Source organism: Actinoplanes sp. NPDC051346, from assembly GCF_040682215.1.
Classification (GTDB): Bacteria; Actinomycetota; Actinomycetes; order Mycobacteriales; family Micromonosporaceae; genus Actinoplanes.
Genome location: NZ_JBFBAJ010000006.1, coordinates 304,394 through 329,183 on the forward strand (window position 1 = coordinate 304,394; position 24,790 = coordinate 329,183).

Sequence of the window (24,790 nt, forward strand, 5' to 3'; positions counted from 1 at the left end):
TGCCTTCGGGTGGCCGTCCATCACGGCTCCCAGCAGATGACGAAGTCGGCGTAGGGGTGCCGGCCGGTCCGCTCGCCCACCTCGTCGATGGCGGCGCGAATGTCTCGCAGCCGCCCGGGGCTCAGCCGCAGCGGCGGCTCGTCGGGCTGGTAGGTGGTGCGGATCGGGTAGTCGACACCGGGCGTGGTGGTCATCTCGATGTGGCAGCCGAGGACGTGGCTGACGGCGCGCGTGTCGGTGAACCGTACGAGCCGGTCGATCGTGTCGCGGAAGGCGGCCAGGTCCTGCACGTAGAGGCGCCCGGGATAGACGGTGTCGCCGGTGAGCAGGAAGCCGGTGTAGGCGTCGTAGAAGGTCACCGCCGCCTCCTGGTGGCCGGGGCTGGCCAGGCACTCCAGGACCCGTCCGCCCAGGTCGAGGGTGGTCACCCGGTCCAGGTCGGCACCGAGTCCGAGATAGGCCCAGGCGGTGGCGCGGTCGGCGCCCACGACGACGGTGTCCGGCCGGTCGGCGAACTGCCCGTCGCCGGCGACGTGGTCGCTGTGGGCGTGCGTGTGCAGGACCAGCAGTTCGTACCCGTCGCGGGGATGTGCGGTCAGCCACCGCGCCATCAGGTCGTCCACGGTACGCCGCAGCGGGAAGAACTCCGCCTCGGCGGTGGCCCCGGTGTCGATCAGGACGGCACGGTCGTTGCCGAACAGCAGGAACAGGAAGGGCGCCTCGTAGTGGACCGCCATGTTCTGCCGGAGGATCAGGGTGTGGGGGTCGTGGGCGTACACCTGGATGTCGGGGTCGGTGTTGTGCTTGGCCGACACAGAGCCATGGATCCATCGCACGTCGAGACCGCGCCCCTCTGAGGGCGTAGCGGTGAAGTCGATCGGGTGCCTGTTGCCGCTCATGACGCCTCCGATGGAAAAACGTAACAGGCCCGGGTGCGCCGTGACGGCCCGTTTGGGGCACGATGGCGCCATGCCTGTCACCGTTGCCACCCGCATCGGCGCCGCGCCCGAGGACGTGTGGGACCTCGTCGCCGACGTCACCCGCATGGGTCAGTGGAGTCCCGAGACCACCCGCTGCCGCTGGCTCACCGACCCGCCCGGCCCTCGTGCGGGAGCCCGTTTCGCCGGCACCAACGCCTACCGGGGACGGCGATGGCGCACCGAGTGCACCGTCGTGGCCGCCGATCGGGGCCGCGAGTTCAGCTTCGACGTGGTCGGTGGGGGTTTCCTCACCGTGGCCCGCTGGACGTACGCGTTCCGCCCGGTCGACGACGGCTGCGAGGTGACCGAGACGTACACCGACCGTCGCGGGCTGGTGCTCAAGCTGTTCGGCATCGCGGCGCTGGGCATCAAGGACCGGGACGCCCACAACCGCCGTACGATGACCGAGACGCTGGACCGGCTTCGCGTCGCCGCGGAGGCACGGGCCGGAGCGGCCTGACTGTTCCGGGCGGGTTACTCCGCATTATTCCGCGGCGGGACTGAGCTGCGCGGTCCGGTCGGACAGCGCAGCGTCGACGGCGGCCTCGACCTGGTCGGCGACCTTGTGCATGGTGTTGGTGCACAGCAGCAACAGGTCGGCGCCGGCGGCCTGCAACGCCGCGGCGGCCTGACCGAGCAGGCGACCTGCTTGTTCCCACTGCCCGCTGCTCCGCAGGTGCTCCACGTCGGCGAAATCGACGGAATACAGCACGCATCGCGCCGAGTGCAGGCCGCCGAGGCGGTCCCGGACCAGTTCGTTGGCCAATCGGTGGTAGTGAGCGCTGGATTCCCAGCTCATCCCGCCCAGCATCCCGATCGTGAGCATGCGTCCTTCCTACCATCCGCATCCCTCATTCCTCGACCAGTGCCAGTACCAGCTGCTCGGCCTCGTGCTTGTGGAACAGTTGCCCGACGCCGTGGAACCACAGCGACCAGTCGCCGCCGCGGTGTGCGATGACGACCAGGCTCGACCGATTGCCGAGCGCGGCTGTCGCGATGTTCTCCACCGAGCAGCCGACGCGGGCGAGGACCTCGCCGGAGCCCACGTCCCACACCTGCACGAGGTCCTCGTCCCGGCCGCCGGAGACCAGGCTGCCGTCGGCGAGCACCGCCAGGGCCGTCACCCGGCCGTGGTGCCGGCCCAGTTCGACCGGGTCCTGACCGGGTCGCTCCGGATCCCACACCAGAATCCTGCCGTCCAACAGGTCGCCGGTGGCCACCCGGCCGTCCGGCAGGACCGCGATCGCGGTGACGGTCCGCTGGGTGCCGAGGCAGACCGGCTCGGCCGCCGGCGGAGACCAGACCAGGATCCGACTCCGGAACGATGCTTTCTCGGGTGCGGCGGTCACCACCCGGCCGTCGGGCAGCGCCGCCATGGCCATGCCGAGCGGTCCGTCGAGCTTGCCCAGTACGACCGGCGCCTCGCCGCGATTGTGCAGGGTGAGATTGCCACGCTCGTCGCTGAGCACGTACCGGCCGTCGCGGAGGGCGGCGATGACGCCCACGAAGCTGATCGGGCCGGACGCGAACAGCAGCTCGCCTTCGGCTCCGGACGGGACTGGCGACCAGGCCCAGCCGGTCCCGAAACCGACGGACCCCTTGGTCAGCTCGGCCACGGTCGTCGAGCCGAAACCGTGGTGCCCCAGCTCGCGGGGGAGAGTGTCAGCGGGCTCCTCCCGCCACGACAGGTAGCCGTGGTCCGGGGCTTTCAGCGCCTTAGCGGCCGGATTGACCATCGGGGGCACGGGCCGCCGCGGGAGATCCGGCCAGCGTGAGCCGTCCCAGCACCGCAGGTCGCTCCTGCCCGTCACGATCCGGTCACCGTCGATGATCATCGCCGTGACGCCGCCGTCGTGGCGCCCGAGGCAGCGCTGCGGTTCACCGGGCAGGTCCGGATCCCACACCAGGAGGAAGCCACCCCATTCGCCGGCGCTGACCAACCGGCCGTCACGCAGTACCACCAGAGCGGACACCGCGTCCGGATGGTGGCCGAGTTCGACGGGTGCCGCCGCGGCCGGGTCCCAGAGCAGCAGAAGGCCGGAACGGCCTGCGGTGACGATCCGCTCGCCGGGCAGCAGCGCGATCGCTCGGGCGTCGTCGGGATGGCAGCCCACCAGTGGAGGTGTGGCGTCGTCGATCGTCTCCCAGCGCCGGACCAGACCGCCGTCGCCAGGCTCGGTAGGCCGGTTGCGGGAGTCCCTGGTCTGGTCGCTGACCGTGGCGAATCCTCCGCCGGGTAGCGCGGCGACACGCCATATCCGGCGTTCGTCGTGCCCGGCCGGCACGGGCGGGGCGCCCGGAGCGGCCGGGTCCCACACCGACAGCCGGGACGGGTCCGTGTCGGTCGCCGTGACGATCCGGCCGTCGGAGAGTACGGCCGCCGCCCGGATTCCGCTGTCCGCCGATCCCAGCGGCACCGGCGGCGCGGCCGGGCGGCGCGGGTCGTGGATCCGTACGACGCCGTCGCCCCACAGGGTCGTGACGACGCGGCCGTCGGCGAGCGCGACGACCGAGAGCACCCGCGAGCCGTGCCGGGCGAGTTCGGTGAGCTGTCCCTCCGGCTCCCACCGCAGGAGCCGATCGCCGGCGGCGACCGCCACGCTGCCGTCGGGCAGCGGGGCCAGGGACATCACCTGATCGTCGAGTCGGCGACTGCGCGCGACCAGCGCCGGTTCGGAGACCCGCGTGGTCCGGAATGGATACAGATGCGGCCGCGGTTCCGCTCTCAACTCCGCGAAGAGCGGCTTGGCGAGGCGTTTGTTGTCGTCCTCCAGTGCCTGCATCATCAGCTGCCGGGCGGCGAACCGGCGGCGCCCGCCGGTCCTGGTCTCCCGCAGCGCGACAGCCTGCGCCCACACCGCGCGGTAGAGCGGATCGATCCCTCGAAGGTGGGGCAGCACCGCGTCGACGCCCACCCCGGCGATAGCGGTGAGCAGCCAGGCCACGTCCCCCACCAGTTCGTTCAGCAACCCTGGCTCGCCGAGCAGCGTGGCCGGATAGGTGTCGAGCAGGTAGGCGGGCGTGCGCTCAGGATCCCAGCGTAATTCCCGGTAGCCGCGCGCCCAGGCGTGGATTCGCTGCCGGGGCTCGGGCGTATCGAGGTCCGGGTGCGCCTGGGCGTGTTCGAGCAGAGCCAGGTGCCGGAACTGGTAGCGGGGTCTCGGCGCGGTCCCGACCCGCTCCAGGCTGTGCGCGAGGTGGGCGTCCACAATTCTTCGTACCCTGCGGCGCTGCGCCGGCACGGTGCTCGCCTGCTGGATCTCCAACAGGTCGTCGAGCGCGATCGGACCTCCGGCCGCGGCGAGCAGCGCGACGATCTCCACCGCCTCGTCGTTGGCCGAGTCGAGCAGCTTGTCGATCTCGGCCCGGGCCAGCCGCGCCGCCTGTCGCGGCTCATCGAGCGGGCTGAGGTCGATCTCCCGGTGGATGTGGACGGGATGACCGGGGGGCAGCGCCGGCATCGCGTAACCGTCCCGGGTCCCGATCAGCACCCCGGCCAGGGCGCTCACCCGGGCCGGCAGCAGCCCGTACGCCGGCATCCGGTCGGTGTGCGGCCGCTCCTCGTCGAGCGCGTCGACGATCATCAACAGCGGCCGGCCGGCGGTCTCCGCCCGGTCGACGGCCCTCGACCACAGGTCCGCCAAATGCATGGGGTCGGGCATCGGCGCCGGTTCGCCAAGCAGTTCCGCCAGCTGTGAGACGAGGACGGCCAGCATCCGTCCGGCGTCCGCGGTCGCCTCGCGCAGGGACAGGAAGTAGCTGATCACGTCGGCCTCGCCGGCGGCGCGCAAGGTGGTCGCGGCGTGCGCCAGCAGGGCGGTCTTCCCGGCGTACGCCGGCCCGCGCACCCAGGTGTAGCCACCGGTGGTGGCGGTGACCGCGGCCAGCTCCCGGTCTCGTTCGCGCAGCTCAGGCGTACGACGGCGAACGTCGTCGACGGTCGCCCAGTAGGGGTGTGGCCGCTTGCGGTCACGAGCCGGCTCGGGCGCCGCCGGCGGTCGGCGGTCGGACGGGAGAGCCAGCAGCGCGGTGTGGTAGCGCTGCCAGGCTTCGACGTCGTCCCCGGAACCGCCGCAGGCGACGATGATCTCGGTGGCGAGGGCGAGCGTCTTGGCGGTTCCCCTCCATCCGCGACGGCCATTGAGGAGCTCGGTGATCGCCGAGGTGCCTTTGCCGGTCGCCCGGGATAGCTCGGCGTTACTCAATCCGGCCCGAGCCGTCCAAGCGCGCAGGCCCAGCGCGTACGAGCGGGCGGGCTCGGCATCGGTCACGGGGCCCAGCGGCCGGCCGGGCCCGGAGGTCTTTGGCGGCACCGGGGTCCTCTCGATGTTCGCGGAATGGCGAACATTACCGCGCCGACGTTCGCGGTTTGCCGGACAAATTGGCGGCGTGATGGGTTCCCTGCGCCAAATGCACCACTGTCGTGGAAGGAAATCCTGATGGAACTCGTCGCACAGCTCGCCGACCTCTACGCCCACCACCTGCTTTTCGTCATCCTCGCCGCCCTGCTGTTGGCAGGCGTCTGCCACGTGATCGCGCTGATCCGCTGTGACCGGGCCGGCCTGGCCGAGATCTTGCGTTCGCTCGCCGCGCTGATCCGGACGATCCTGCGTCGCTGATCAGCTGACGTTGTCTTCGTCGTCACGAGGCGCTACGTTCCGGGCATGGACAGCTCCTTTGTGGTCCGGGCGGCCCATGCGTTTGATGGGGAGGCCTTTTTTTCCGACGGGCTGCAGGTCCACATCGAGGGCGATCGCATCGTCGATATTCGGCCGCGTCGCGCGCCGTTACCGCCTGGTCAGCCGGTTGTGGACCGGCCGGACGCCACCGTCCTGCCGGGCCTGATCGATACCCACGTTCATCTTGTGGCCGGTGGCGAACCCGACGCCCTCGCGTTGGATGCCGGACGGTCCGCCGCCGACCGTGAGCTGGTGATCCGCCGGGCCCTGCTGGCGCAGGTCGGTGCCGGGGTGACGACGGTGCGGGATCTGGGCGACAACCGGTTCGCGGTCCTGGATCGGACGGTTCGGCACGACGAGCCGTCGGTCGTCGGGTCGGGCCCGCCGATCACGTCGGTCGACGGGCACTGCGCCGCGCTCGGCGGCGGGGTGAGCGGAACGGCCGCGCTGCGGGCCGCCGTCGCGGAGCGGGATGACCACGGTGCCCAGATCGTCAAGGTCATCGTGAGCGGCGGTGCGATGACCGTCGGTTCGGATCTGCTGCGGTTGCAGTTCGATGTCGCCGACGTCCGCGTCGTGGTCGACGAGGCACACCGGCGCGGGCTGCCGGTGACGGCGCACGCCCACCCGGTGTCCGCTGTCGAGGTGTGCCTGGCCGCGGGCGTCGACGGCATCGAGCACTGCACGTGCTTGACCCCGGACGGGATCCACACCCTGGACGCGGTGATCGCCGGACTGGCCGAACGTCGGATCACGGTGTGCCCGACGTTCGGCCGGCTGCCCACGCTGCCGCCGTCCCCGCAGGCGATCGAGGTGATGCGCCGCACCGGGATGACGTTGGAGGCCCGGTTCGCCCAGGTCGGCCGGCTCCACGCCGCCGGGGTGCCCCTGCTCGCCGGCTCGGACGCCGGGATCCATCCGGCCAAGCCGCACGGCGTGCTGGCCCATGCGGTCGACGAGTTGGTCCGGTCGGGGCTGCCCGTGCGGGCCGCGGTCGCGGCCGCGACATCGGAGGCCGCCGAGGCATGCGGTCTGGCCCGTACCGTCGGAAGGCTTCGCCGAGGCATGGTGGCCGACCTGGTCGTCGTCGACGGCGACGTGGAGCGCGACGTCCTCGCTCTCACCCGGATTCGGGACGTCGTCCTGCGCGGACGGTCCGTCGTCAGCGACGCCGGGCGACGAACACCGAGTTGACGACCTCTCCGAGCGGGTGCACGAGGAGCTCCGGTGCCAGGCCGGCGTCCTGGACGTCACCGATGTCGACCGTGGGATACAGCAGAGAACGCAGGCCGTCGGCGCTGCGGATGACGACCTGGGTCCCCGGCTCTGCCGCCATGCCGATGGCTCGCAACGCCGCCCGCTTCTGCGCCCGGGTCGTTCCGACGAGAGCGGCGACAACGACGACGTCGCACTCGGCGACCGCGCGTGCCATGTCGAACGGGGACGCCGCATCGGCCAGGACGACGTTGATCCGCTGCGCCGGGACGAGCCGATCGACGAGGCGACGGGAAAGCTCGACGGCTTCGCGGTCTCGGTCCACGACCGTGACACCGACCCCCAGACCGCGGCCCAGCAGGATGGCACTCAGCGGCAACGGGCCGCCGCCGATGAAGCAGAGCCGGCGAGCGGTCTCGGGCCGGTGACCGGCCCCCGCCAACGCGTGCAACTCGAGCCGGGCCAGCTGCTCGTAATTTCCGAAGTACGGGAACGCGGCCGTCTCGGCGCCCGGGTCGTCGGATGCCAGCACCCTTCGAGCCCACGCGTCTTCGAGCAGGGACTCGCCCCGCGCGCACAGCCGGATCAGGTCCGACCGCACCTCGCCGATCCGCGGATCGGACAGGACCGACGGGGCATCCCCGGCGTCGGCATGGACGCAGGCGCTCACCAGCTCGGCGAACAGCGCGTTGACCACGGGGGAGGGGGAAAGATCGCTTTGTGCGCGGAGTCGCTCGTACAGGCTGAGGATGCGGCAGGAAAGCAATCCGGCCGGGTCGACGTCCCAGTCGGGCGCGGTGGACAAGCTCAGCATCCGGACGCCCGCAGCACCGCGTCGACGTCGATCTCGAAGTGCACCGTGTTGAACGGGTCGGGCCGGCCATCGTGGACCTCGCGGGTCGGCATCGAACGCCAGAACGCCTCCGCGCCGGGGACGCCGGCGTCGGTGTGCAGGTACACCCGGCGATATCCGCCTGGGCCGACGCTCCAGCCGACTGCCCGCTCGGCGAGGGCGCGACCCACACCACGGCGGCGTGCCCGAGCCGCGACCCACACCCGCACGAGTTGGCAGACGCCCGGCTGGTTGTACTCGTGTGCGAGCCAGTCCGGATTCGGCGGGCTGGCGAGCAGGCACGGCTTGATGGCAGCGGTGCCCAGAATGCCACTCTCGTCGCGGGCCACGATCAACGCACAACCTCGACGCAGATAGGCTGCCTCGAGGTTGTCGAGATCTCGATGCCACTGCGCGCGGTATCCGCCGAGGTCGGCGCGGAGAACCTCCCGCATGACCGCCTCCGCTTCGACCAGGTCGGCCGGCGCGGCGAGCGCGACGACCAGCTCCGAGGGTTCGACCAGGCCCGTTCTCTGAGGGCTTGACATGCTTCGCCTTCTCCTATCGTGTAAGTCCCGACCTCGATCGCCAAGGCGATGTTAATAGCAACGATTTTCATTTGCCTAGGTGACGGAGTTGGTCCGGCTAGGCTGTCGGCTGTGTGACGGCACCCCGGCGGGCCGGCGGAAAGCGCCTACGCTGAGGGAGCTTTTCGCCCGGCGACCCTTCGGAGGAAGCCGTCCTATGCCATCTGTCCTCGCCACCGCCCTCCTCGCGGCCGCCCTGACGGCCGCACCCACCGCGGCGCCCGCTACACCCGGCGCCTCCGCCCCGGCCGAATACCGCATGGTGGACCTCGGCACCCTCGGCGGCGAGAGCAGCTACGCCACCGCCATGAACGACGGCGGCGACGTGGTCGGCCGCGCCCAGGGCGCCGACGGCACCTACCGTGGGTTCCTCTGGCGCCACGGCCGGATGATCGATCTCGGCGACTTCGATCCGATCGACGTCAACAACCGCGGCGAGGTCGTCGGCATCCGCGACGACGGCTCCGGAGGTTACGTCTGGCACCGTGGTGTCCTGCGGCCATTGGGCGGCCCGCCCGCCTTCCCCGTGGCGATCAACGACCGCGGCCAGGTGGTCGGACGCACCGACACGGGCTCGATCCTGTGGACGAACGGCCGCGCCCGGCCGCTGCCGCTGACCGACGTGTCCGACATCAACGAGCGCGGCCAGATCTCCGGCGGAGTAGCGGTGCCGGGCGGCTTCCACGCCGCCGTGTGGCGGCGTGCCCGGGTCATCGACCTCGGCGCCGGGCCCTTCGACCGCAGCAACACGCACGCCCTCAACGACCGCGGCTGGGTGATCGGCTGGCACTTCTCGGCCGATCAGTTCGAGCGCGGAATTCTCTGGCGGGACGGCCGCGCCCTGGACGTCGGCACCCTCGGCGGCAGCTTCACCCAACTGCGGGCGATCAACAACCGCGGCGAGATCCTCGCCAGTTCCCAGGCCACCGACCGCTCCGCCCGCCCGGCGCTGTGGCGACGCGGCGTCCTGCACGACCTCAGCCTCGCCGGGGTCAGCACGGACGGCGAGGTCGTCGACCTCGACGCCCGCGGGCGCATCGTCGCGTCGATCCGCCCCGCCTGGGGCATCAGCCGCGCGGTCGTCTACCACCCGCGCTGACGGGGCCGACCATATCCGAGTCCGCTTCCCGAACCGCTTCGACGGCGTCGCGCTGGTGATCGGGTCTGCCGCGCCGGACATCGGCTACGTCCTCGCCGGGATCGCCGAGCCCTCGTCGCACGCGTGGCACTCACTGGTCTGGTTTCATCTGCCCGTCGTCGTCGCCTTGACGTGGGTGGTGCGCCGCGCGGCGCCCACCGTCGCGGCACACCTGCCCGGAAGCCTTCGCGACTACGGTGTTCCTGAGCCCGTCGTCGGATCTGCCGGCGATGCACGCGACGGCTTTCGCGGACCTGCCCTGGTGGCGGATCGTGCACCTGCTGTCCGAACTCGTCGGCGTGGTCGTCACCGTCGCCCTGGTCGTCCGCATCGCCCGGCGTCGGCTGCTGGTCGCATGGCACGGACCGGCTCCCGCTCTCGCGGCCCAACCGTTCGTGTTCTGGCCGGCGGCCGTGCTGGCGAGCGTGGCACTCGCCGTGGGTTCGGCCAGACTGCCGGGCAACGACATCGGCATCTGGGTGGTGGGTGCCCGCTGGCTGGGTGCGACGGTCCTCGGTCTGCTGCTCGCCACCGCCATCGCCCGGGCCGCACGACCACGCCGAGACGCGCGAACGGCCAGCACCCGGCGGTGACGCCCTTCACTGGGAGCCCAGCCGGGCGCTCGCGGCGACCATCTCCTCCGTCTCGGCACGGCGGCGGTCCTCGTAGGCGGTGAAGGCGGTCACCGGCTCGTCATGGTCGTGCAACGCCGACGCCAGGACCACGGCGTCCTCGATGGCCATCGACGCGCCCTGCGCGGCGGCCGGCACCGCGGCGTGGGCGGCGTCGCCGGCCAGAACCATGCGGGCGTTGTGCCAACGCGGGGTGGTCGGAATGTCATAGGAGTCGCTGCCCACGATGTCCGCGCCGGAGCTCGCGATGAGCGCGTGGGCCGCGGTGGCATCGTCGCGGCACATCTCCAGGGCCAGGTCGCGCCACTGATCCGGGCTGCGCCCCGCGGCCGGTTGCTCGCCGTGGAATCGGGCGAACCACCAGGTCCGGCCGTCACCGTCGGGCACCGTGAGGCCGAAGAACGCCCGGCTGCCGCGAACCATGTGGTACTCGTCCACGTCGAGACCGGCCGGGTTGCCGGGCGCGTAGCCGTACACGACATGCTGCCCGGAGTAGCGGGGCTCGGGCGCGTACGGATCGATAAGCCGCCTGGTCCGGGAATGGATGCCGTCCGCACCCACCAGTACGTCCCCGGTGACCCGGCTGCCGTCGGCGAAGCTGACCTCGACGCCATCGGGGCCGCTCGAGGCCACGGTCATCCGCTTGCCGTGGTGCACCGGGATGCCTCGCGTGGTCGCGAGCTCCTGCAAAGCCCGGTAGAGCGCGGCGCGCGTGAGCGATCGGGCCGGCCCCTCGATCGGCCGGTGCCCGAGCCGCTGGCCCTGGGCGTTGAGCAACGCCACGGCCCGCGCCGGGAACGACACCGCGTTCACCGCCTCGGCCGCGCCGATCTCCGCGAGCGCGGCCATGCCGTTGCGCATCACGGTGAGGAACGCGCCGGCAGCCGCGCCGCCGGACGCGTGCGCTTCGTACACCTCAGCCTCGATGCCGACCTTCCGCAGTGCGAGCGCGGTCGCCGTCCCCGCGACACCACCACCGGCGATGATCACTTTGCTTACGGTCATGCCCCATCCTGCCCCATCATCCACATCGCGCGCCGCCCTCGCGGTTTGCCGGGTCAATGCCCGGGTACGCGCCCAGCTGTCCCCGCACCCACACCGCTAGGAGCGCCCCGTGGCCCCATCGCCCACGCTGCCAGGCACCGACGAGTCCTACTGGATGGACACGACCTCGACGACCAGCTACCCGGCGTTGACCGCCGATGTCGAGGTCGACGTGGCTGTCGTCGGTGGTGGCATCGCCGGACTGTGCACGGCGTGGGAACTGACCGAGGCGGGACGCACCGTAGCGCTGGTGGAGGCGGACCGGATCGCGGCGGGCGTCACGGGATACACCACGGCGAAACTGTCGGTGCTGCACACGCTGATCTACGACAAGGTACGCACATCCTTCGGTCCGGACTCGGCACGGCTCTACGCCGAGTCCCAGCAGCGCGCGGTCCAGCGGGTAGTAGCGGTGGCCGCACGGCTGCACATCGACTGCGATCTGGAGCGGGTACCCGCGTTCACCTACGCCGAGTCGCCCGACCTCCTGGACCGCATCCGCGCCGAGGCCGACGCCGCGGCAGACGCGGGACTGGCCGCCTCCTTCGTCACCGAGACCGGCCTGCCGTTCCCGGTCGCCGGTGCCGTCCGCGTCGAGGACCAGGCCCAGTTCCACCCCCGCAAGTACCTGCTCGCCCTCGCTGACGACCTCACGCGCCACGGCGGACAGATCTTCGAGCGGACCCGCGCGACAGGGCTGACCGAAGGGGACCCGTGCACCGTGACCACCGAAGGCGGTCCCACGATCACCGCCCGACATGTGGTGGTCGCCACCCACTACCCAGTCTTCGACCGGGCGATGCTGTTCGCCCGCCTCGAACCACGCCGCGAGTTGGTAGTCGCCACCGCGATTCCCGCCGGGCGCGATCCCGGTGGCGTGTACCTCACCCCGGAGCAGAACACCCGGTCGGTACGCACCGCCCCCTACCGGGACGGGCAGCGTCTTCTCATCGTCACCGGCGAACACTTCACGCCGGGCGCGGGAAACGTCACCGAGCAATGGCAGAACCTCGTCGAGTGGACTCAGCAGCGCTTCCCCGGCACGGAGATCGCCTACCGCTGGGCGACCCAGGACAACACCACCACCGACCAGGTGCCCTTCATCGGACGCTTCCACCTCGGCACCGACAGGGTCTACGTCGCCACCGGCTTCGGCGGTTGGGGCATGAGCACCGGCGTACTGTCCGGCCAGCTCATCACCGCCTGCATCACCGGAGCCGAACCGCCCTGGGCCGGCCTCTACGACCCCCGGCGGCTCAACCTGGCGCGCGAGGCGGGACCGATGATGAAACTCCAGGCCATGGCCGCCGCCCACTTCGTGGGTGACCGGGTACGGCCCTCCCGCGTCGATTCGATCGACGACATCGAACCGGGCACCGGCGCCGTCGTCCGGGTACGCGGGCGACAGTGTGCCGCCTACCGCGACGACACCGGCGAGATCCATGCCGTGTCGGCCCGATGCACCCACCTCGGCTGCATCGTCCACTTCAACGACGCCGAAACCGCATGGGAATGCCCGTGCCACGGCTCCCGGTTCGCCATCGACGGCACCGTGATCCAGGGCCCGGCCAACCGGCCCCTGCAGCCGCGGGACACGCCCTAGGTGTTCGGCCCGCCGGGGAAAGTTGCGTCAGCCTGGGGCGAGGAGGCAGAACTCGTTGCCTTCCGGATCGGCGAGGACCGTCCACGAAACCTCACTCGGCCCCAGGTCGATGGCGGTGGCGCCGAGAGTCCGCAGTCTGGCCGCCTCGGCCTCCAGTTCGTCACCCGGGTACGGGCGAACGTCGAGATGGACGCGGTTCCACCCGATCTTCGCGTCGGGTACGCGGAGGAACTGCAGATACGGGCCGACACCCCGGGCGGAACGCAGCACCGCACTATTGTCGGTCACCTTGTGTACGGTCCAGTCCATGGCTTCGCCCCAGAAGCGAGCCATCACTCGCGGGTCCGCGCAGTCGACCACGACCGAGGCGATCGGTCCGGTGTCCCGGACCGGGTCGTGCCAGTCCAGCACGCAGAACTCGTTGCCCTCCGGATCGACCATGACCGTCCAGGAGACATCACCCTGGCCCACGTCGGTCGGTGTGGCGCCGAGATCCCTCAGGCGCGTGACCAGCTCCGCCCGATGGTCCGCCGAGGTGGTGGCGAGGTCGACGTGCACGCGGTTCTTCGCCGTCTTGGGCTCCGCGGAGGCAACGAGGTCCAGGCAGACGGCGACGGGATCCGGATAGACGAAGCCCTTGGGTTCGAGGTTGATCACGCCGGGTCCCTCGCTGGACAACTCCCAGCGGAGCGCCTGCGCCCAGAAACCGCCCAGCGCGGATTCGTCCCGAGCCTTCATGGTGATTTGCACAAGCCGCGTTGCCATGCCCACGATGCTAGCGGCCGCCCGGCACACCAAGATCGGCCGTACTGAGTATGGCAGGGTCTCCGGGGTGACCATGAACCAGCGGCTCGTCGACGCCGCGGTCGATCAGATGAACCGCCGGTGGCTCGCCGGCGAGGCCGGTGGTGCCGCGGCCGTGTGTCTGGACGACGGCCAGATCCTCACCAGCGTCGGTTTCGACAATCTCAACGGCGGCGTCTCGCTGTGCCATGAGACGGGGGCGATCTGCCAGGCCTACACGCTGAACAAGAGAGTGACCGCGTCGGTGTGTGTGATTCGCGAGGCGGACAGTACGGAGATCGTCGTGCTGGCGCCGTGCGGCATCTGCCAGGAGCGGCTCGCATTGTGGGGCCCGGAGGTGCGGGTCGGCGTCGGCGACCCGGGCAGTCCGTCCGGCTGGGCGGTGCGCACGCTGCTCGAGGTCAATCCGTATTACTGGGGTGCTCGATTCGCCGACGGCGGGCTCTGGCCATCGTCGGCACAGCATTGCGCGTAACGGCACCCTCATCGATCATGTGTATCGATATTCGGCTGGACCGCCTTGGGTCCGGTGATCGCGGACCACAACCTCGCCGAGACCGACGGCGTCTCGACAGTCCGGTCCATGTATGTCGAGGTCTGCGAGGGCGGTCGTGATGCTGGCCGTGCCGAAGAAGTCTGGATCCAGGACGTATTCCACACGTGTTCCCGCTCCCGTGGGGGCGGAGAAGGCTCGGGGTGGCTCGACCGGACGTAGCCCGACAAGCGTCTGCCGAAATCCCCGGCCGTCTCGCCAGACTTCGACGCTGGTTCGTGTGCTGACCGCTGCGGCGGCAGCGCTCGACCAGCGATCGGGTGTCAGCAGCGATTTCTCGTAGCCGAGCCGAGGCATGCCCTGGCCGGTGGGGAGATCTGCCTGGTCGTCCGTCACCGCGAAGGCCAGATCGGCGGTGATGTCCGCGACGACGTGAGCAGCGTGGCTGGCGGCAACCTTGGTCGCGGGATGAAACGCGTGGCCGACAACCGTGCACAGCACCCGGGTCGCCAGACTCGGATCGCCCGGACCAACGCCGAAATACATGCCGGGTCGCCTCCGCGCAGCATCAGCCATCGTTAGGACCGTGATGTCCGCCGCGCTGTAGCCGTGCTCCGTCACGTCGGCCACGCTATAGCGGTCGGCGACACCACCACGCATCCGAGGACGACGAGCGCGGGCCGGATGACCTTCGACGGCTACGCCTGACCCAGAAGATGACGCGAGGGGCTGTAATCGATCTGCGTGTCGGCGTAGACGCCGAGAGTGTCGTCCTTTAGGCACCGCAGGCCGACGCTGACCCAGCGCACCTCGCCATCGTCGAATAGTGCAAAGCCCACAGCGGCGGCGAACTCCTCACCGCCGCACGGGCATGCACACGAGTCGTGCTCGTCTTCGCTCCAGTGTTCGGCGCTGTCGCCGATGAAGGCGACGGCGCCACAGGCCAGACATACCCGCTGTGTCGCTTCTTCCTCGTCGATGTTGATGCGAAAAGCGCGGCCGTCGCACTCGCCGCATCGCGACTCCACCACCGTGGTTACCGGATAGCCGCCGGCCTTGAAATGACGGATGTACTCCGCGAGGTCGGCGGAGTCATCCCCACGCCACAACTCCCCAAACTTGTCGAGTGCCACACCGCAGCATTCTGCCTCGTGCGCAGTGGGAATGTCCGCACATCGCCACGGTCGCGCGCTGGAGTCGGCTCAGCCTGGCCGTGAGCTCAGGGGACCTCGTCCTGGGTGAAGTAGTAGCTCTGGAGGTCGCGGACGTATCGAAGGGCGGCGGCGACCCGGCAGTTCTCCTTGGACTTGTCGATGTCGAACTTCTGGTAGATCGAGTTCAAGTGCCGGTCCACAGTCTTCTCGCTCAGGTGCATCAGGTCGGCGATCGCCCTGGTCGGCAGGCTCAGCTCGGCCACGTACCGCAATACCCGGGTTTCCTGACGGGTGAGGGCTTCGGCGGGATGCATCCTGTTCTGCAGCGTCGCGATCTCGTCGAAGACCGCGTCGTCGAAGTAGTTCTTTCCGTCGCGGACTTTGGCGACGGCGTCGAGGAGTCGCTGGTCGGTGGCGTTGTCCTTCAGCAGGTAGCCGATTCCGGTGGTGCCGATTCTCATCAGCCGCAGCATGTACGACACCCGGTCGAAGTTCGTGACCATGAGGATCCCGACGCGCTCGTTGTCGGCTCTGAGCCGGCTGACCACCTTGAGCCCGTCGACGTTCTCTCTCTTGTACCGCTCGCCCAGGTGCACGTCGGCGACGACGACGTCGGCGCCGGCGGCCGGGTAGACCGCGTCGAACTCGTCGTTCGAGCCGGCTTCGGCGACCACCTCGGCGCCCGCGCCGGTCAGCAGGTTCACCAGGTCGCGGCGGGCCCATGGGCTGTTCTCCAGTACGGCCACGCGTACGCCGGTCAGGGGCGTCATCGCATCGTCTCCTCGGCCTCGACCGGCGCCAGCCGGGGCAGTTTCATGTCGGGCAGGGTCAGTTTCAGTCTGGTGCCGTGGCCCGGTGGGCTGTCGATCTCGAACGTGCCGCCCAGCATCTCGGCGCGGATCCGTGCTCCGGACAGCCCCAGTCCGTTGCGTGCCTCGGTGGCCCCGCCTATGCCGTCGTCGACGATCTCCACTGCGATGGTGTCGCCGTCCTGCCAGCCTTTGATGGTCACCGCGGTCGCGCGGGCGTGTCGGTCTGTGTTGGCCAGTGCCTCGCTGATCGTGAAATAGATGACCGCCTGCAGGTCGGGGTCCCAGTCGGTCCGGTGTTGGACGCGTTCCCGTTCCGCGAGTGCTCCTGCACCATGCGGACGTTGGTGGCCCGGCGCAGCGCCTTCTGCTCGCGTTCGGCGGTGCGCCGGGCGATCAACGTGACGGCCAGTCCCGCGCATACCCGGACCGTGGACGGCTGAGCGGCCAGCGCTCGATCATGTACGAGCAGTGCGATGCTTCCTTGCGAGGTGGCGACCAGGGTGGTCCAGTCGTCGGCTCTGACGATCGGTGTGACGGGCACACCGTCGTCGTCCTGCCACCGGTCGCCGGCTCGTTCGTACAGGCGCAGTCCGGGATCGCCGACCGCGGCGGCGATCATTCGGCTGAGGTCGTCGTCGCGGCCCGCGGCGAGCAGTTCGACGACGTCGCGCAGGCCGTTTCGTTCGGCGAGCGCTCCGAACAGGACGCCGGCCGGCGCGACCGTGACGGCCACGACGTAGCCGAGCAGGGCGAGTTGCTGAGGCAGGTCACTGTCGGTGAACTCCGCGGCGACCGCGGCCAACGCCACCACGCCGACGCTGGCGGCGGCGCGCCAGAAGACCCGGTAGGCCCGGCGCTGCGCCGCGGACGAGTCCCGCCAGTGCCGGATGATGAGGACCACCGCGGTGATGATCATCGGTACGGCCGTGTACGTGCCGACTCGCGCCCAGGTCGTGCTGTACGCCGTGACCTGCCCGAAGTGGGATAGGTCGACGTGGTCGCGGACGCCGAGATACCGCAGCAAGAAGGTCGCTCTCGGGGTCCTCGGCGCGGCCGGCGGCTACTGGGTCGGCTGCAAATTGTTCACCTGGGTGCTCGCGAAGATCCCCGGCGTCGGCATGGTGACCGGCTCCGGGATCAACGGCATGCTCAACGCCGGCTTCACGCTGTGGCTCGCCTACTCCTTCATCGACCTGTTCGAGGAGGACGACATCGACCTGACCGACTGGGAATTCCTCATCACCCAGCTCAAGGGAGCCATGAGGCCGTCGATGAGCTCCGGCAAGTTCCGTCGGATCCGGGCCTTCTTCGGCCGCTTCGATGTCATGGGAGGTTGAGTCATGGCTGGACCCGCGGACGAGGCGGCCAGGAAGGCGGCCGAGTTGGCCGCGAAAGCGCTGAAGGAGGCATTGACCTGGGTCATCAACAACATCTCGAAGAACCCGAATCCCCCGAGGAAGCCGTTCTGAAAAGGCCCGTGCGGACCGAGCCCTTCCTGGAGAAGAAGAGCTTCCTGTGGGCGGCGTACCTCTACGACGAGGTCAAGTCTGAACGAGAGCGCGCGACGTCGTTCGAGCAGAGGGGCGTCGGCGTACTCTCGCTCTCCGGAGTCCTCATCGCACTTCTTCTCAACGTCAGTCGCGACATGCCCTTGTCCCGATGGTCCGGCGTGTCGGAGATCCTCCTGCTGATCAGCCTCGCCTCGCTGGTCCTGAGCGCGATGCTGGGACTGCTCTGCGCGATGCCATTACTGTACGGCGGCTTGGAGGAGAAGCGGATACTCGCCGTCATTTCCGACAACTGGCTGGATCCCGACTTCGTGGCAAGTACCCAGATCGCCGCCGTGCACTTTTCGGTCATCAAGCGGTCCCGACGGCTGAATTCACGGAAGGCGCGCTTTCTGTGGTCCGCGATCGCGACTGTCGCTCTCGGCATTCTCCTCGCCTCGGGGTGCCTGATCCTCAACGTGGTGGGAAAAGCGCCAGTGTGAGAGCACACCGGGCCGGTGCGGGGGCGCGCCAGCCCGGTGGACGTTCGCGGCTCACCAATCCGGGAGGTGCGGGCCCGGAACAGTGATGTCCGTGTCCGGGCACAGAGGGTCGCCCGGGAATGCGCACGGATCGGTCGGTGGGTCGTTGCGGTCGGGCTGCGGCGGAAGCCGAGGGTGGACGGTCCGCGCGGGCGGCGCCGGGATGCGAGGTCCCACTTCGGCTTCCTCGTCGCGACAGCCGGCCATGGCGAGCGTGAGCAACAGCGCCGTGGTAGCGATCAGTGCGCCGGACTGAGTGGAAGGCATGACAGGTCTCCTGACTGAAGAGTCACGACAATCGGGCGACGTTGTGCTTGACGGCCATCGGAGTCACCCTGACGTCCGCGCCCCCGGTGGCCGCGAGGCAGGTCTTGCCGTCCGGCGTGCCCAGCGTCGCCAGGTCCACGTTCTTGAGAGTCACCACCACGGTGGTGCCGTTGAGCGGGACCGTGATCTCCGGGATCTTCGTCACCGGCTGGGGCGGCAGCTTGGCGATCTCGCCCTGTACGGCCTTGACGATCACGGGCGCCAATCCGTTGACGATGGTCTCGAGCAGGTTGTCGAGGATCGCCGGGACGCCGTGGAAGTCGAGGTCGAACGAGATCGCGTCGATGCTGTCCAGGTCGACGGTGACCTCGTTGGCGCCGTTCACGGCGGCCGTCGCGTGCACGGTCGGCCGAGCGACGCCGGTCGCCGAGAAGGAAACCAGGTTCTTCGCCCAGAAACGCGCGTCCACATCGATCCGGGCGGTGCCACGCACCTGCCCTTTCTGCCCGGGCACCAGCTCCAGGGCGACCTGGGAGACGCGGGCCGTGAACTCCGCCTTCAACGTGATCGAGAAGAAGACGAAGTCGAACCGCTTCTCCCAGTGACCGGTGATCGGCGTTGCGGCCAGTGCGTCGTTGAAGAGCACGTCCAGAACCTTCGGCAGCACTCCCACGAAGAGGGTGTGGTCCGGCCACGCGCCGACGAGCGGCGCGGCCTCCGGCAAGTCGGGCAGCACCGAGGTGGTGGCGAGGAGGCGACCCTCCCCGGTGGCCACGACCGGTGCGGCCAGGTGCAGGTTGCCCAGGCCGATCGGCGGGATCTGGATGGGCTTGAGGAAGGTTTCTATGACAGCCATGAGCTTCGACGCCAGGCCTCGGTTGACGATCTCGGCGAGATCCGGGTTGTCGGGAATCTCGACGCTGAGGGCGATGAGGTCGGGCGTCATCACCCCACCCGCGACCACGGTCAACTGCAGGCCCGCGCGTACGGACGCGTCGATCCGGGTCGGCGGCTGATCACCGCTGTAGTGCACGGTGACGGCCAGCTGCCGCACGGTGAGATCGAACGAGGCGCTCGACTCGGCCGCGGCGGCCGCTGCGATCGCGTCGTCGGCGAGTCCCTCCACCTGCCGCAACTGCTTCTCCCGCCATTGCCGGACCAGTGCCGACGGCCGTAGCGAGATCAGCGGGGCTGTCGCGATGTCGTAGTCGATGGCGGTGACGGTCAGCGGCGGTAATGAGACGGGAACGCTGCCGGTCAGCAGGTTGTCGTGGGTCGCGTCGTACACCGCCCGGACGAACTCGTCGAGGGCGAACTCGTCCGTGCCGATTACCGCGTCGTAGGTGGCCATTTCTTCTCCTTTGCGGGACGGCCCCGCATGCCGCGGGGACACCTCCACGGTTCGCTTCGGAGGCGGCCCGTCGCTTCGGGGAAAGCCCCAGGGCTCAGCGGCCGAGCTTCGGCGCGGCCGCGATGACCCCCAGGATGATGACGAGCGTTACGGCGAAGGCGGCACGCGGCGACGCCAGCGACGCGACCATGCCGACCAGCGGCGCGCCGAGCACGAATCCCGCGTACACGCACAGGTTGACCCTCGCCACGGCCGCCGTCGGCAGCTCCGGCACCGCGCGGCCCGCCGCCGTGAACGCCAACGGTGCGATCACCGACAGACCACATCCGACGACGGCGAACCCGGCGAGACCGGTAGCGGGGGTGGCCGCCGTGACGACCATCGACATCCCCGCCGCGGCGAGCACTCCACCGGCTCCGGCCACCCGGGCGCCGCCGAACCGGTCCACGGCGACGTCGCCGACGGTGCGGCCGAGCAGGGTGGCCGCGGCGTAGCCGCCGTAGACGAGCGCGGCGACGTGATCGGGCGCGCCCAGCACATCCCGCAGGTAGCCGGCACCCCAGTTGGACACCGCCGAGTCGGTCAGGAAGAGCGCCGTCATCGCGGCGCCAACGACCGTGATCCGGCGCCACAGCCGGGGCACGACAGCCTCGGGATCACGCCGCGTCGGCTCGAACGCCGGACTCAGCCGGCGCCCGGCCACGGCGCACGCCAGGCTCGCGGCGGCAGCGACGGCGCCGAAGTGCGCTGTCAGCGGAAGGTGGCGCGCCGCGGCGGTCGCGGCCGTGACCGAGCCGAGGATGCCGCCGAGGCTGTACGCGGCATGGAAAGCTGACATGATCGGGCGGCCGCCGGCCCGTTGCACCGCGACGCCGTACGCGTTGATGGTGACGTCCGCCGCGCCAAGCGCCAGGCCGAAGACCGCGAGCACGGCCACCAGCGCCGGCAGGCTACCGACCACGGCCACGACGGCCAGCACTACGCAAACCGTCGGTGTGGCGACGCGCAGGACCGGCACGACACCGCGGCGGCGCGCCACCCGATCCGCCGCGAGGCTGCCGATTCCGGCGATCAGCGGGACGAGGGCCAGGACCAGGCCGAGGCCCAGATCGCCGAGGGCGTACCGGTCGCGCAGTGCGGGGATCCGACTGACCAGGGTCGCGAAGCAGGCACCCTGCGCGAGGAAGACGACGAGCAGCGCATGCCGCGACGCGCCCACCGCTCAGCCGAGACGCAGGTAGCGACCGTGCGCGGGGACACCGTCGCGATCCAGCGCGAAGAGCAGGTAGTAGCCGGGGATCCCGATCTCCGGGGTGGGCGGCGTGGTGACAGTGACCTCGGTGTGGGTTCGGGCGCCGATGCTCAACTCGACGAGCCGCTGGTCGGAACTGTAGCCGTGGGTTACCGAGGCGCAGCGCAGCACGGTCACCCGGCGGATCCGTTCCGCGTCCGGCGACCGCAGCGTGAGTTGCTCGCCGTACCCGGCTTCGGTCCGCGAGAGGGTCACCTCGATGCGAGGCGCCGGGTTTCCGGCGCTGTCGAAGAGGTACGGCGGGGAGTAGAGCTCCAAACGCAGTTCCCGGGTGTCCTGCCCGTGGTGCTCGTGCCCCGCCCCGCCGCCCCTGCTGCGCTGACTGTCCCGGTTGGAGCCGCAGACGAGGACCTGGCCGCTGGGCAGCACGATGGCGGACGTGTGGTACATGCGGGGAATCGGCGGATAGTCGGCCGGGGCGGCACCGGCGACCCAGGTGTCGCTGTCCGGCAGGTAGCGCTCCGGCACCGGGTTGGAGTCGCGGTCGTAGCCACCGACCTCCGACCAGGGCCAGTACCACCGCGGCACCTTCTCCGACTTCCCTCCGCCAACGCACACGACCGACCCGTCCGGCAGGAGCAGTCCCGTGGTGTACGCCCGCATCTTGTACGGACGGCGCCGGCCGGCTCGGCGCCACTCGCGCCGGGGACCGCCGACCTCGAAGCGGTACGCCCGCCGGCCGCCCGCGATCAGGACATGCTGCGCGTAGTCCGGCGGCAGCAGTGGCAGCAGGACCGAGGTGAAGTTCGACCTCGAGTACACGTGCGACATGAGCGGGACGAGCATGCCGCGGGGTGCCGGCCCCACCGTGGTCAGTATGTTGGTCGGCACGTCGAGCACGCGGGTGCGCCGCTTGCCGCCGACCTGTTGCAGGGCGGTCGAGGAGAACACCCGCCTGTCGGCGAGCCCGTGCATCCGCCAGTAATAGACCATGGGGCGGAGGGTGACGAACAGCCAGAACTTGCCGGTGTCCTCCAGCCGAGGGTCGGGCGGGCGGGCCGGCTCCCACCGGTTCGCGGCCGGGTCGTAGATCTCCGTCTCGAGCACCTCGTGGCTCGGCAGCTCGGGACCGCCGTGCCCGCTGACTGTCAGCACCCGCCCGTCGGCGAGCGGCAACAACGTCGGATACCACCGGCCGTACGCCATCGGTGCCACCCGTGACCACGTCCTGGAGCGCCAGTCGAAGAGAAAACAGTCGGGAATGCCGGTGAAGTGGTACGGCCGGTGCGAGTTGCCCGGCTCCTTGTCGTAGTTCGCGGTGCCTCCGGCGATCAGTACGTTGCCGTCGGGCAGCAGGCAGTGACCGGCGCAGAACAGGTCGAGCTCCGGCGCCGGCAGCACCGTCATGTGGTGCGGGTCGGCCGGATCCCACAGGACGCAGCGATACGGCTTTTGCGGATCCTCGCTGTGCTGCGAGCCGGCGAAGCCGAGGACCTCGCCGGAGGGCAGCAGGGCCACGTGAATCATAAGAATGTCCGCGAGCAGCGGTGTGTCGTCGCCGCCGCGAATGATCTCCCACCGATCGGGCACGTCCCGCTCCTGACGGTCAGGGCGCCCGCTCGAGGCACCGCTCCCACACCTGGATGTAGTGCTCGGCGCCCCGGTAGAGCGCGTCGACCTCGGCAGCCGGGGCGCCAGCGTTGCGCAGGTCCTGAAGGAAGTCGGGGAGCAGACCGTAGTGGGCCACGCCGTCGACGTTGACGTCGAAGTCGCGGCGGCCCGCCGTCGAGCGGGCCAGCGCGCCGTCGTCCGCGTACAGTTCCGATCCGGTGGGCCCGAAGCGGCGCAGCATCCAGGGAACCGGACCGGGGCCGCTCTCCATGGCGGCCCAGTGCGCCCGAATCCTGGTCAGCGGCGGCGTCAGCCGGCGGGCCGTCGCCGGATCGGTCTCTCGGGCCGGCTCGCCGTGGCGGGCGAGGAAGGCGGCCAGTTGCACGGCCGGCAGTACCCGGAACAGCGGCCACGGCTGGACCGGCGGCCGGAACGGAATCGGGACCGGTAGGTCCGCGCGGCTCTCGGCGCGCAGGCCGTAGCCGAGATTGATGATCAGGTTGCGGGTGACGGGGGAGCGGCGCCACCACGGCGGGTGGTCGGCCGACTCGGGGGCGACGCCCGCCCGCCACGTCGTGAGGGCTTCCCAGAACTGCTGTTCGATGACGGTCATCGGAGGTCCGTCGCCGGGCGCGAAGCGGGGTGCGCGGTAGTCCAGGGGTGGCGTGGCGTACCGGACGCCGTCGGTCTGCCGCAGCACCTCGTCGCGCCGCAGCGGCCGTCCCAGGACCTCCCGAACGACCTGGTCGGCACGGCCGCGGATGCCCGCGGCGCCGTTGGGCCCGAAGCGGGGGCCGGGCAACTGGCCGACTCCGTTCACGTCGCTGCCGAAGGCGACCCGGCCGTCCATCACAGCGTGGACGTGGTGCAGCACTTGCGCGAAGGAGCGGGCCGAGCCGGCGCAGTCGTTGGCGGGCGCACCGGCGGCGGCCCGCACGTCGCGCTGGTACAGGAACACCGAGACGAGGCCGCCGAGCCGGCGGATCCGGTCGAGCTGCTCCGGCGACCGGTTGTTCTCGGTCGCCAGGTTACGGGCGCGGGCGGTGCCGAAATCGGCGGCGTTGCGGACGCGGGAGTAGGTGGCGTCGGGATCGGGCAGCGACGGCCGCCAGCCGTGCCGCATCTCGCGCGGCGTGCTGTGGCCCGACACGACCGGATAGTCGAGCTCCTCGCACAGGCTCAGGATCGCGTCGAGCGTCCGGTGACCCGAGTGGTCGACGTCGATGATCATGCCGCGCCGCATCAGCTCGGCCAGCAGGGTACGGCCGTACGCGGTAAGCCCGCCCGCGTTGATGTGCCCGCCCGGCGTCTCGGCCCAGTTGGTCTTGCGCGGCGGGCCGCCCCGGCGGAACACGGCGGACCACCCGTGGTAGGCGAACCGCTCGGCGAACCCGCCGCCGTCGAAGTCGTCCTCGTCGAGGCGGTAGGCGATGCCGAGCTCTCTCGGCGCCTCCTCGACCACGAAGCTGTGCCCGGTGCTGGTGTAGTTGACGGCGTCGTAGGTGCGGGCGAAGATCGCCGGCGAGCCGAACGCGTTGTCCGTGGTGTGCAGAGGGAACACGTGCCTGACGCCCTTGTCGTAGAGGCGCTGCACCAGCGTGCGGATCAAGTCCTCGGGCGTACGGCCCTCGGCGTCGGCTTGCCGCTCGAGGGCGGCCGGGGTGTGCCAGTTGCCGAGGGCGTCGACCTCCACGCCGACCACCATCGCGGCCCGGCCGGCCAGGACGATCCGCCGGGCGTGCGCGGGATCCTCGGCGATCTCCAGCCAGCCCCGGCCGGACCCGCCGCACTGCTCGTCGACGTGGTTCACCAGGTCGCGCATGCCCTGGATCTGGCGATCGATCGCGGACATGTCGTCGGCCGGCGCGCGCCGGCCGAACGGCCACCCCGCTCGGCGGGCGAGCAACTCGTTGTTGACGGCGAGGCAGACCACGAGCCGGAGGCCGCCGTCCACGGCGCGCCGGATCCAGTCGACGTACGCCTGTTGGTGCCCCTGGGTGCGGTGCAGCGGCCAGCCGTCGAACTGCGGGAAGCCGCCCACCCGGTGGCCGATGCCGTCCAGCGTGGGCAGCAGACCCCACGGCCCGTGCGCCGCGGTGCAGTGCGGCAGGGCGGACGCCGGGCCACCGCCGCGCCGGACGGGTACGGCGGAGCCGAAGATGGCTCGGCCGCCGAAGCCGAGCTCGGCCCGAAAGTGCACGTGGGTGTCGGCGAGGCCGAAGAGACCGGTGTCGGGTTCGGACATCGAAGCCCTCCCTGGAGACGGTGCGGTTCCCCCACCGTGCCCACCGGCGGCGACGATCGCTT

At 70.4% G+C, this 24,790-nt stretch carries 26 protein-coding genes and 1 pseudogene; 11 read left to right on the forward strand and 16 right to left on the reverse strand.

Going from position 1 to position 24,790, the window contains the following annotated elements; translation table 11 throughout:
• Positions 1-20: 20 nt before the first annotated feature.
• On the reverse strand, positions 21-899 hold the full coding sequence (locus AB0M36_RS17630) for an MBL fold metallo-hydrolase (protein WP_364158385.1): 879 nt from the start codon (positions 897-899) through the stop codon (positions 21-23).
• A 70-nt stretch (positions 900-969) separates the two neighbouring features.
• Between AB0M36_RS17630 and AB0M36_RS17635 the strand changes: the two genes are divergently transcribed.
• Complete coding sequence (locus tag AB0M36_RS17635; protein ID WP_364158388.1) at positions 970-1,440, forward strand: SRPBCC family protein; 471 nt, start codon at positions 970-972, stop codon at positions 1,438-1,440.
• 24 nt (positions 1,441-1,464) lie between these two features.
• On the opposite strand, the gene AB0M36_RS17640 is transcribed toward AB0M36_RS17635, so the two are convergent.
• Both AB0M36_RS17640 and AB0M36_RS17645 read right to left on the reverse strand, forming a co-directional pair.
• Positions 1,465-1,806, reverse strand: a complete 342-nt coding sequence (locus AB0M36_RS17640; RefSeq protein WP_364158391.1) for an aspartate/glutamate racemase family protein — start codon at positions 1,804-1,806, stop codon at positions 1,465-1,467.
• A gap of 25 nt (positions 1,807-1,831) precedes the next feature.
• The gene (locus tag AB0M36_RS17645; protein ID WP_364158394.1) at positions 1,832-5,251 is read right to left on the reverse strand and encodes an AAA family ATPase; all 3,420 of its coding nucleotides are present in this window, start codon (positions 5,249-5,251) and stop codon (positions 1,832-1,834) included.
• Between the two features lie 168 nt (positions 5,252-5,419).
• Here AB0M36_RS17645 and AB0M36_RS17650 point away from each other — a divergent pair, with 168 nt between their 5' ends.
• Together AB0M36_RS17650 and AB0M36_RS17655 are read left to right on the forward strand one after the other, a co-directional pair.
• Positions 5,420-5,599: a hypothetical protein gene (locus AB0M36_RS17650; protein WP_364158397.1), complete on the forward strand. Its 180-nt coding sequence runs from the start codon at positions 5,420-5,422 to the stop codon at positions 5,597-5,599.
• Positions 5,600-5,644: 45 nt separating this feature from the next.
• A complete protein-coding gene (locus AB0M36_RS17655) occupies positions 5,645-6,853 on the forward strand; it encodes an amidohydrolase family protein (RefSeq protein ID WP_364158400.1) in 1,209 nt (402 codons plus the stop codon).
• Here the strand turns inward: AB0M36_RS17655 and AB0M36_RS17660 are convergent.
• Positions 6,822-7,688: a nicotianamine synthase family protein gene (locus AB0M36_RS17660; RefSeq protein ID WP_364158403.1), complete on the reverse strand. Its 867-nt coding sequence runs from the start codon at positions 7,686-7,688 to the stop codon at positions 6,822-6,824. The genes AB0M36_RS17655 and AB0M36_RS17660 overlap by 32 nt on opposite strands.
• Positions 7,682-8,254: a GNAT family N-acetyltransferase gene (locus AB0M36_RS17665; RefSeq protein ID WP_364158406.1), complete on the reverse strand. Its 573-nt coding sequence runs from the start codon at positions 8,252-8,254 to the stop codon at positions 7,682-7,684. The genes AB0M36_RS17660 and AB0M36_RS17665 overlap by 7 nt, the downstream gene beginning before the upstream one ends.
• Before the next feature lie 196 nt (positions 8,255-8,450).
• On the opposite strand from AB0M36_RS17665, the gene AB0M36_RS17670 reads away from it, so the two are divergent.
• The 3 genes and pseudogenes from AB0M36_RS17670 (at position 8,451) to AB0M36_RS17680 (ending at position 10,024) form a co-directional block, all read left to right on the forward strand.
• Positions 8,451-9,392 (forward strand): hypothetical protein, encoded by a 942-nt coding sequence (locus tag AB0M36_RS17670; protein WP_364158409.1) that lies wholly within the window; start codon positions 8,451-8,453, stop codon positions 9,390-9,392.
• Between the two features lie 13 nt (positions 9,393-9,405).
• Positions 9,406-9,612 (forward strand): annotated as a pseudogene (locus AB0M36_RS17675) (DUF4184 family protein); the annotation flags it as partial.
• 49 nt (positions 9,613-9,661) lie between these two features.
• Positions 9,662-10,024, forward strand: coding sequence for a hypothetical protein (locus AB0M36_RS17680; RefSeq protein ID WP_364158412.1), 363 nt, complete (start codon positions 9,662-9,664; stop codon positions 10,022-10,024).
• Between the two features lie 6 nt (positions 10,025-10,030).
• Here AB0M36_RS17680 and AB0M36_RS17685 read toward each other — a convergent pair whose 3' ends face one another.
• Entirely contained in the window at positions 10,031-11,068 is a 1,038-nt protein-coding gene (locus AB0M36_RS17685; RefSeq protein ID WP_364158415.1) for an FAD-dependent monooxygenase, read from the reverse strand.
• A gap of 109 nt (positions 11,069-11,177) precedes the next feature.
• Here AB0M36_RS17685 and AB0M36_RS17690 point away from each other — a divergent pair, with 109 nt between their 5' ends.
• The gene (locus tag AB0M36_RS17690) at positions 11,178-12,710 is read left to right on the forward strand and encodes an FAD-dependent oxidoreductase (RefSeq protein WP_364158418.1); all 1,533 of its coding nucleotides are present in this window, start codon (positions 11,178-11,180) and stop codon (positions 12,708-12,710) included.
• A 27-nt stretch (positions 12,711-12,737) separates the two neighbouring features.
• Here AB0M36_RS17690 and AB0M36_RS17695 read toward each other — a convergent pair whose 3' ends face one another.
• Positions 12,738-13,475, reverse strand: coding sequence for a VOC family protein (locus tag AB0M36_RS17695; RefSeq protein ID WP_364158421.1), 738 nt, complete (start codon positions 13,473-13,475; stop codon positions 12,738-12,740).
• 73 nt (positions 13,476-13,548) lie between these two features.
• Between AB0M36_RS17695 and AB0M36_RS17700 the strand changes: the two genes are divergently transcribed.
• Complete coding sequence (locus tag AB0M36_RS17700; protein WP_364158424.1) at positions 13,549-13,989, forward strand: cytidine deaminase; 441 nt, start codon at positions 13,549-13,551, stop codon at positions 13,987-13,989.
• Positions 13,990-14,004: 15 nt separating this feature from the next.
• Here the strand turns inward: AB0M36_RS17700 and AB0M36_RS17705 are convergent, their stop codons facing one another.
• The 5 genes from AB0M36_RS17705 to AB0M36_RS17725 all read right to left on the reverse strand — a co-directional run bounded on the left by AB0M36_RS17705 (position 14,005) and on the right by AB0M36_RS17725 (position 16,889).
• The gene (locus AB0M36_RS17705; protein ID WP_364158427.1) at positions 14,005-14,628 is read right to left on the reverse strand and encodes a hypothetical protein; all 624 of its coding nucleotides are present in this window, start codon (positions 14,626-14,628) and stop codon (positions 14,005-14,007) included.
• Positions 14,629-14,705: 77 nt separating this feature from the next.
• Positions 14,706-15,140 carry a hypothetical protein gene (locus AB0M36_RS17710; RefSeq protein WP_364158430.1) on the reverse strand — a complete coding sequence of 145 codons (435 nt, stop codon included), beginning with the start codon at positions 15,138-15,140 and terminating at the stop codon, positions 14,706-14,708.
• Between the two features lie 86 nt (positions 15,141-15,226).
• On the reverse strand, positions 15,227-15,931 hold the full coding sequence (locus AB0M36_RS17715) for a response regulator transcription factor (RefSeq protein ID WP_364158433.1): 705 nt from the start codon (positions 15,929-15,931) through the stop codon (positions 15,227-15,229).
• Positions 15,928-16,173, reverse strand: a complete 246-nt coding sequence (locus AB0M36_RS17720; protein WP_364158436.1) for an ATP-binding protein — start codon at positions 16,171-16,173, stop codon at positions 15,928-15,930. The genes AB0M36_RS17715 and AB0M36_RS17720 overlap by 4 nt, the downstream gene beginning before the upstream one ends.
• The gene (locus AB0M36_RS17725) at positions 16,170-16,889 is read right to left on the reverse strand and encodes a hypothetical protein (RefSeq protein WP_364158439.1); all 720 of its coding nucleotides are present in this window, start codon (positions 16,887-16,889) and stop codon (positions 16,170-16,172) included. Before AB0M36_RS17725 ends, AB0M36_RS17720 begins: the two co-directional genes overlap by 4 nt.
• Between AB0M36_RS17725 and AB0M36_RS17730 the strand changes: the two genes are divergently transcribed.
• From AB0M36_RS17730 to AB0M36_RS17740, 3 genes are read left to right on the forward strand one after another with little or no spacing between them, the layout of a single operon-like run.
• Positions 16,882-17,310: a hypothetical protein gene (locus AB0M36_RS17730; protein WP_364158442.1), complete on the forward strand. Its 429-nt coding sequence runs from the start codon at positions 16,882-16,884 to the stop codon at positions 17,308-17,310. The two genes, AB0M36_RS17725 and AB0M36_RS17730, sit on opposite strands and share 8 nt — an antisense overlap.
• A 3-nt stretch (positions 17,311-17,313) precedes the next feature.
• Positions 17,314-17,442, forward strand: coding sequence for a hypothetical protein (locus AB0M36_RS17735; RefSeq protein WP_364158445.1), 129 nt, complete (start codon positions 17,314-17,316; stop codon positions 17,440-17,442).
• A gap of 8 nt (positions 17,443-17,450) precedes the next feature.
• Positions 17,451-17,963 carry a hypothetical protein gene (locus AB0M36_RS17740; protein ID WP_364158448.1) on the forward strand — a complete coding sequence of 171 codons (513 nt, stop codon included), beginning with the start codon at positions 17,451-17,453 and terminating at the stop codon, positions 17,961-17,963.
• A gap of 328 nt (positions 17,964-18,291) precedes the next feature.
• On the opposite strand, the gene AB0M36_RS17745 is transcribed toward AB0M36_RS17740, so the two are convergent.
• The 4 genes from AB0M36_RS17745 to AB0M36_RS17760 form a co-directional block, all read right to left on the reverse strand.
• Positions 18,292-19,620, reverse strand: a complete 1,329-nt coding sequence (locus tag AB0M36_RS17745) for a hypothetical protein (RefSeq protein ID WP_364158451.1) — start codon at positions 19,618-19,620, stop codon at positions 18,292-18,294.
• Positions 19,621-19,714: 94 nt separating this feature from the next.
• Complete coding sequence (locus tag AB0M36_RS17750; RefSeq protein WP_364158454.1) at positions 19,715-20,839, reverse strand: MFS transporter; 1,125 nt, start codon at positions 20,837-20,839, stop codon at positions 19,715-19,717.
• Between the two features lie 3 nt (positions 20,840-20,842).
• Positions 20,843-22,462, reverse strand: a complete 1,620-nt coding sequence (locus AB0M36_RS17755; RefSeq protein WP_364158457.1) for a galactose oxidase early set domain-containing protein — start codon at positions 22,460-22,462, stop codon at positions 20,843-20,845.
• A gap of 16 nt (positions 22,463-22,478) precedes the next feature.
• On the reverse strand, positions 22,479-24,728 hold the full coding sequence (locus AB0M36_RS17760) for a membrane dipeptidase (RefSeq protein ID WP_364158460.1): 2,250 nt from the start codon (positions 24,726-24,728) through the stop codon (positions 22,479-22,481).
• Between the last annotated feature and the right edge of the window lie 62 nt (positions 24,729-24,790).

Excerpts from the sequence above, each read along its gene's own strand:
- AB0M36_RS17660 (WP_364158403.1), bottom strand. The coding sequence starts at position 7,688 with ATGCTGAGCTTGTCCACCGCGCCCGACTGGGACGTCGACCCGGCCGGA.
- AB0M36_RS17725 (WP_364158439.1), bottom strand. The coding sequence starts at position 16,889 with ATGATCATCACCGCGGTGGTCCTCATCATCCGGCACTGGCGGGACTCG.
- AB0M36_RS17700 (WP_364158424.1), top strand. The coding sequence starts at position 13,549 with ATGAACCAGCGGCTCGTCGACGCCGCGGTCGATCAGATGAACCGCCGG.
- AB0M36_RS17665 (WP_364158406.1), bottom strand. The coding sequence starts at position 8,254 with ATGTCAAGCCCTCAGAGAACGGGCCTGGTCGAACCCTCGGAGCTGGTC.
- AB0M36_RS17685 (WP_364158415.1), bottom strand. The coding sequence starts at position 11,068 with ATGACCGTAAGCAAAGTGATCATCGCCGGTGGTGGTGTCGCGGGGACG.
- AB0M36_RS17730 (WP_364158442.1), top strand. The coding sequence starts at position 16,882 with ATGATCATCGGTACGGCCGTGTACGTGCCGACTCGCGCCCAGGTCGTG.
- AB0M36_RS17635 (WP_364158388.1), top strand. The coding sequence starts at position 970 with ATGCCTGTCACCGTTGCCACCCGCATCGGCGCCGCGCCCGAGGACGTG.
- AB0M36_RS17715 (WP_364158433.1), bottom strand. The coding sequence starts at position 15,931 with ATGACGCCCCTGACCGGCGTACGCGTGGCCGTACTGGAGAACAGCCCA.
- AB0M36_RS17655 (WP_364158400.1), top strand. The coding sequence starts at position 5,645 with ATGGACAGCTCCTTTGTGGTCCGGGCGGCCCATGCGTTTGATGGGGAG.
- AB0M36_RS17670 (WP_364158409.1), top strand. The coding sequence starts at position 8,451 with ATGCCATCTGTCCTCGCCACCGCCCTCCTCGCGGCCGCCCTGACGGCC.
- AB0M36_RS17680 (WP_364158412.1), top strand. The coding sequence starts at position 9,662 with ATGCACGCGACGGCTTTCGCGGACCTGCCCTGGTGGCGGATCGTGCAC.
- AB0M36_RS17650 (WP_364158397.1), top strand. The coding sequence starts at position 5,420 with ATGGAACTCGTCGCACAGCTCGCCGACCTCTACGCCCACCACCTGCTT.
- AB0M36_RS17745 (WP_364158451.1), bottom strand. The coding sequence starts at position 19,620 with ATGGCCACCTACGACGCGGTAATCGGCACGGACGAGTTCGCCCTCGAC.
- AB0M36_RS17695 (WP_364158421.1), bottom strand. The coding sequence starts at position 13,475 with ATGGCAACGCGGCTTGTGCAAATCACCATGAAGGCTCGGGACGAATCC.
- AB0M36_RS17760 (WP_364158460.1), bottom strand. The coding sequence starts at position 24,728 with ATGTCCGAACCCGACACCGGTCTCTTCGGCCTCGCCGACACCCACGTG.
- AB0M36_RS17735 (WP_364158445.1), top strand. The coding sequence starts at position 17,314 with ATGGCTGGACCCGCGGACGAGGCGGCCAGGAAGGCGGCCGAGTTGGCC.
- AB0M36_RS17640 (WP_364158391.1), bottom strand. The coding sequence starts at position 1,806 with ATGCTCACGATCGGGATGCTGGGCGGGATGAGCTGGGAATCCAGCGCT.
- AB0M36_RS17630 (WP_364158385.1), bottom strand. The coding sequence starts at position 899 with ATGAGCGGCAACAGGCACCCGATCGACTTCACCGCTACGCCCTCAGAG.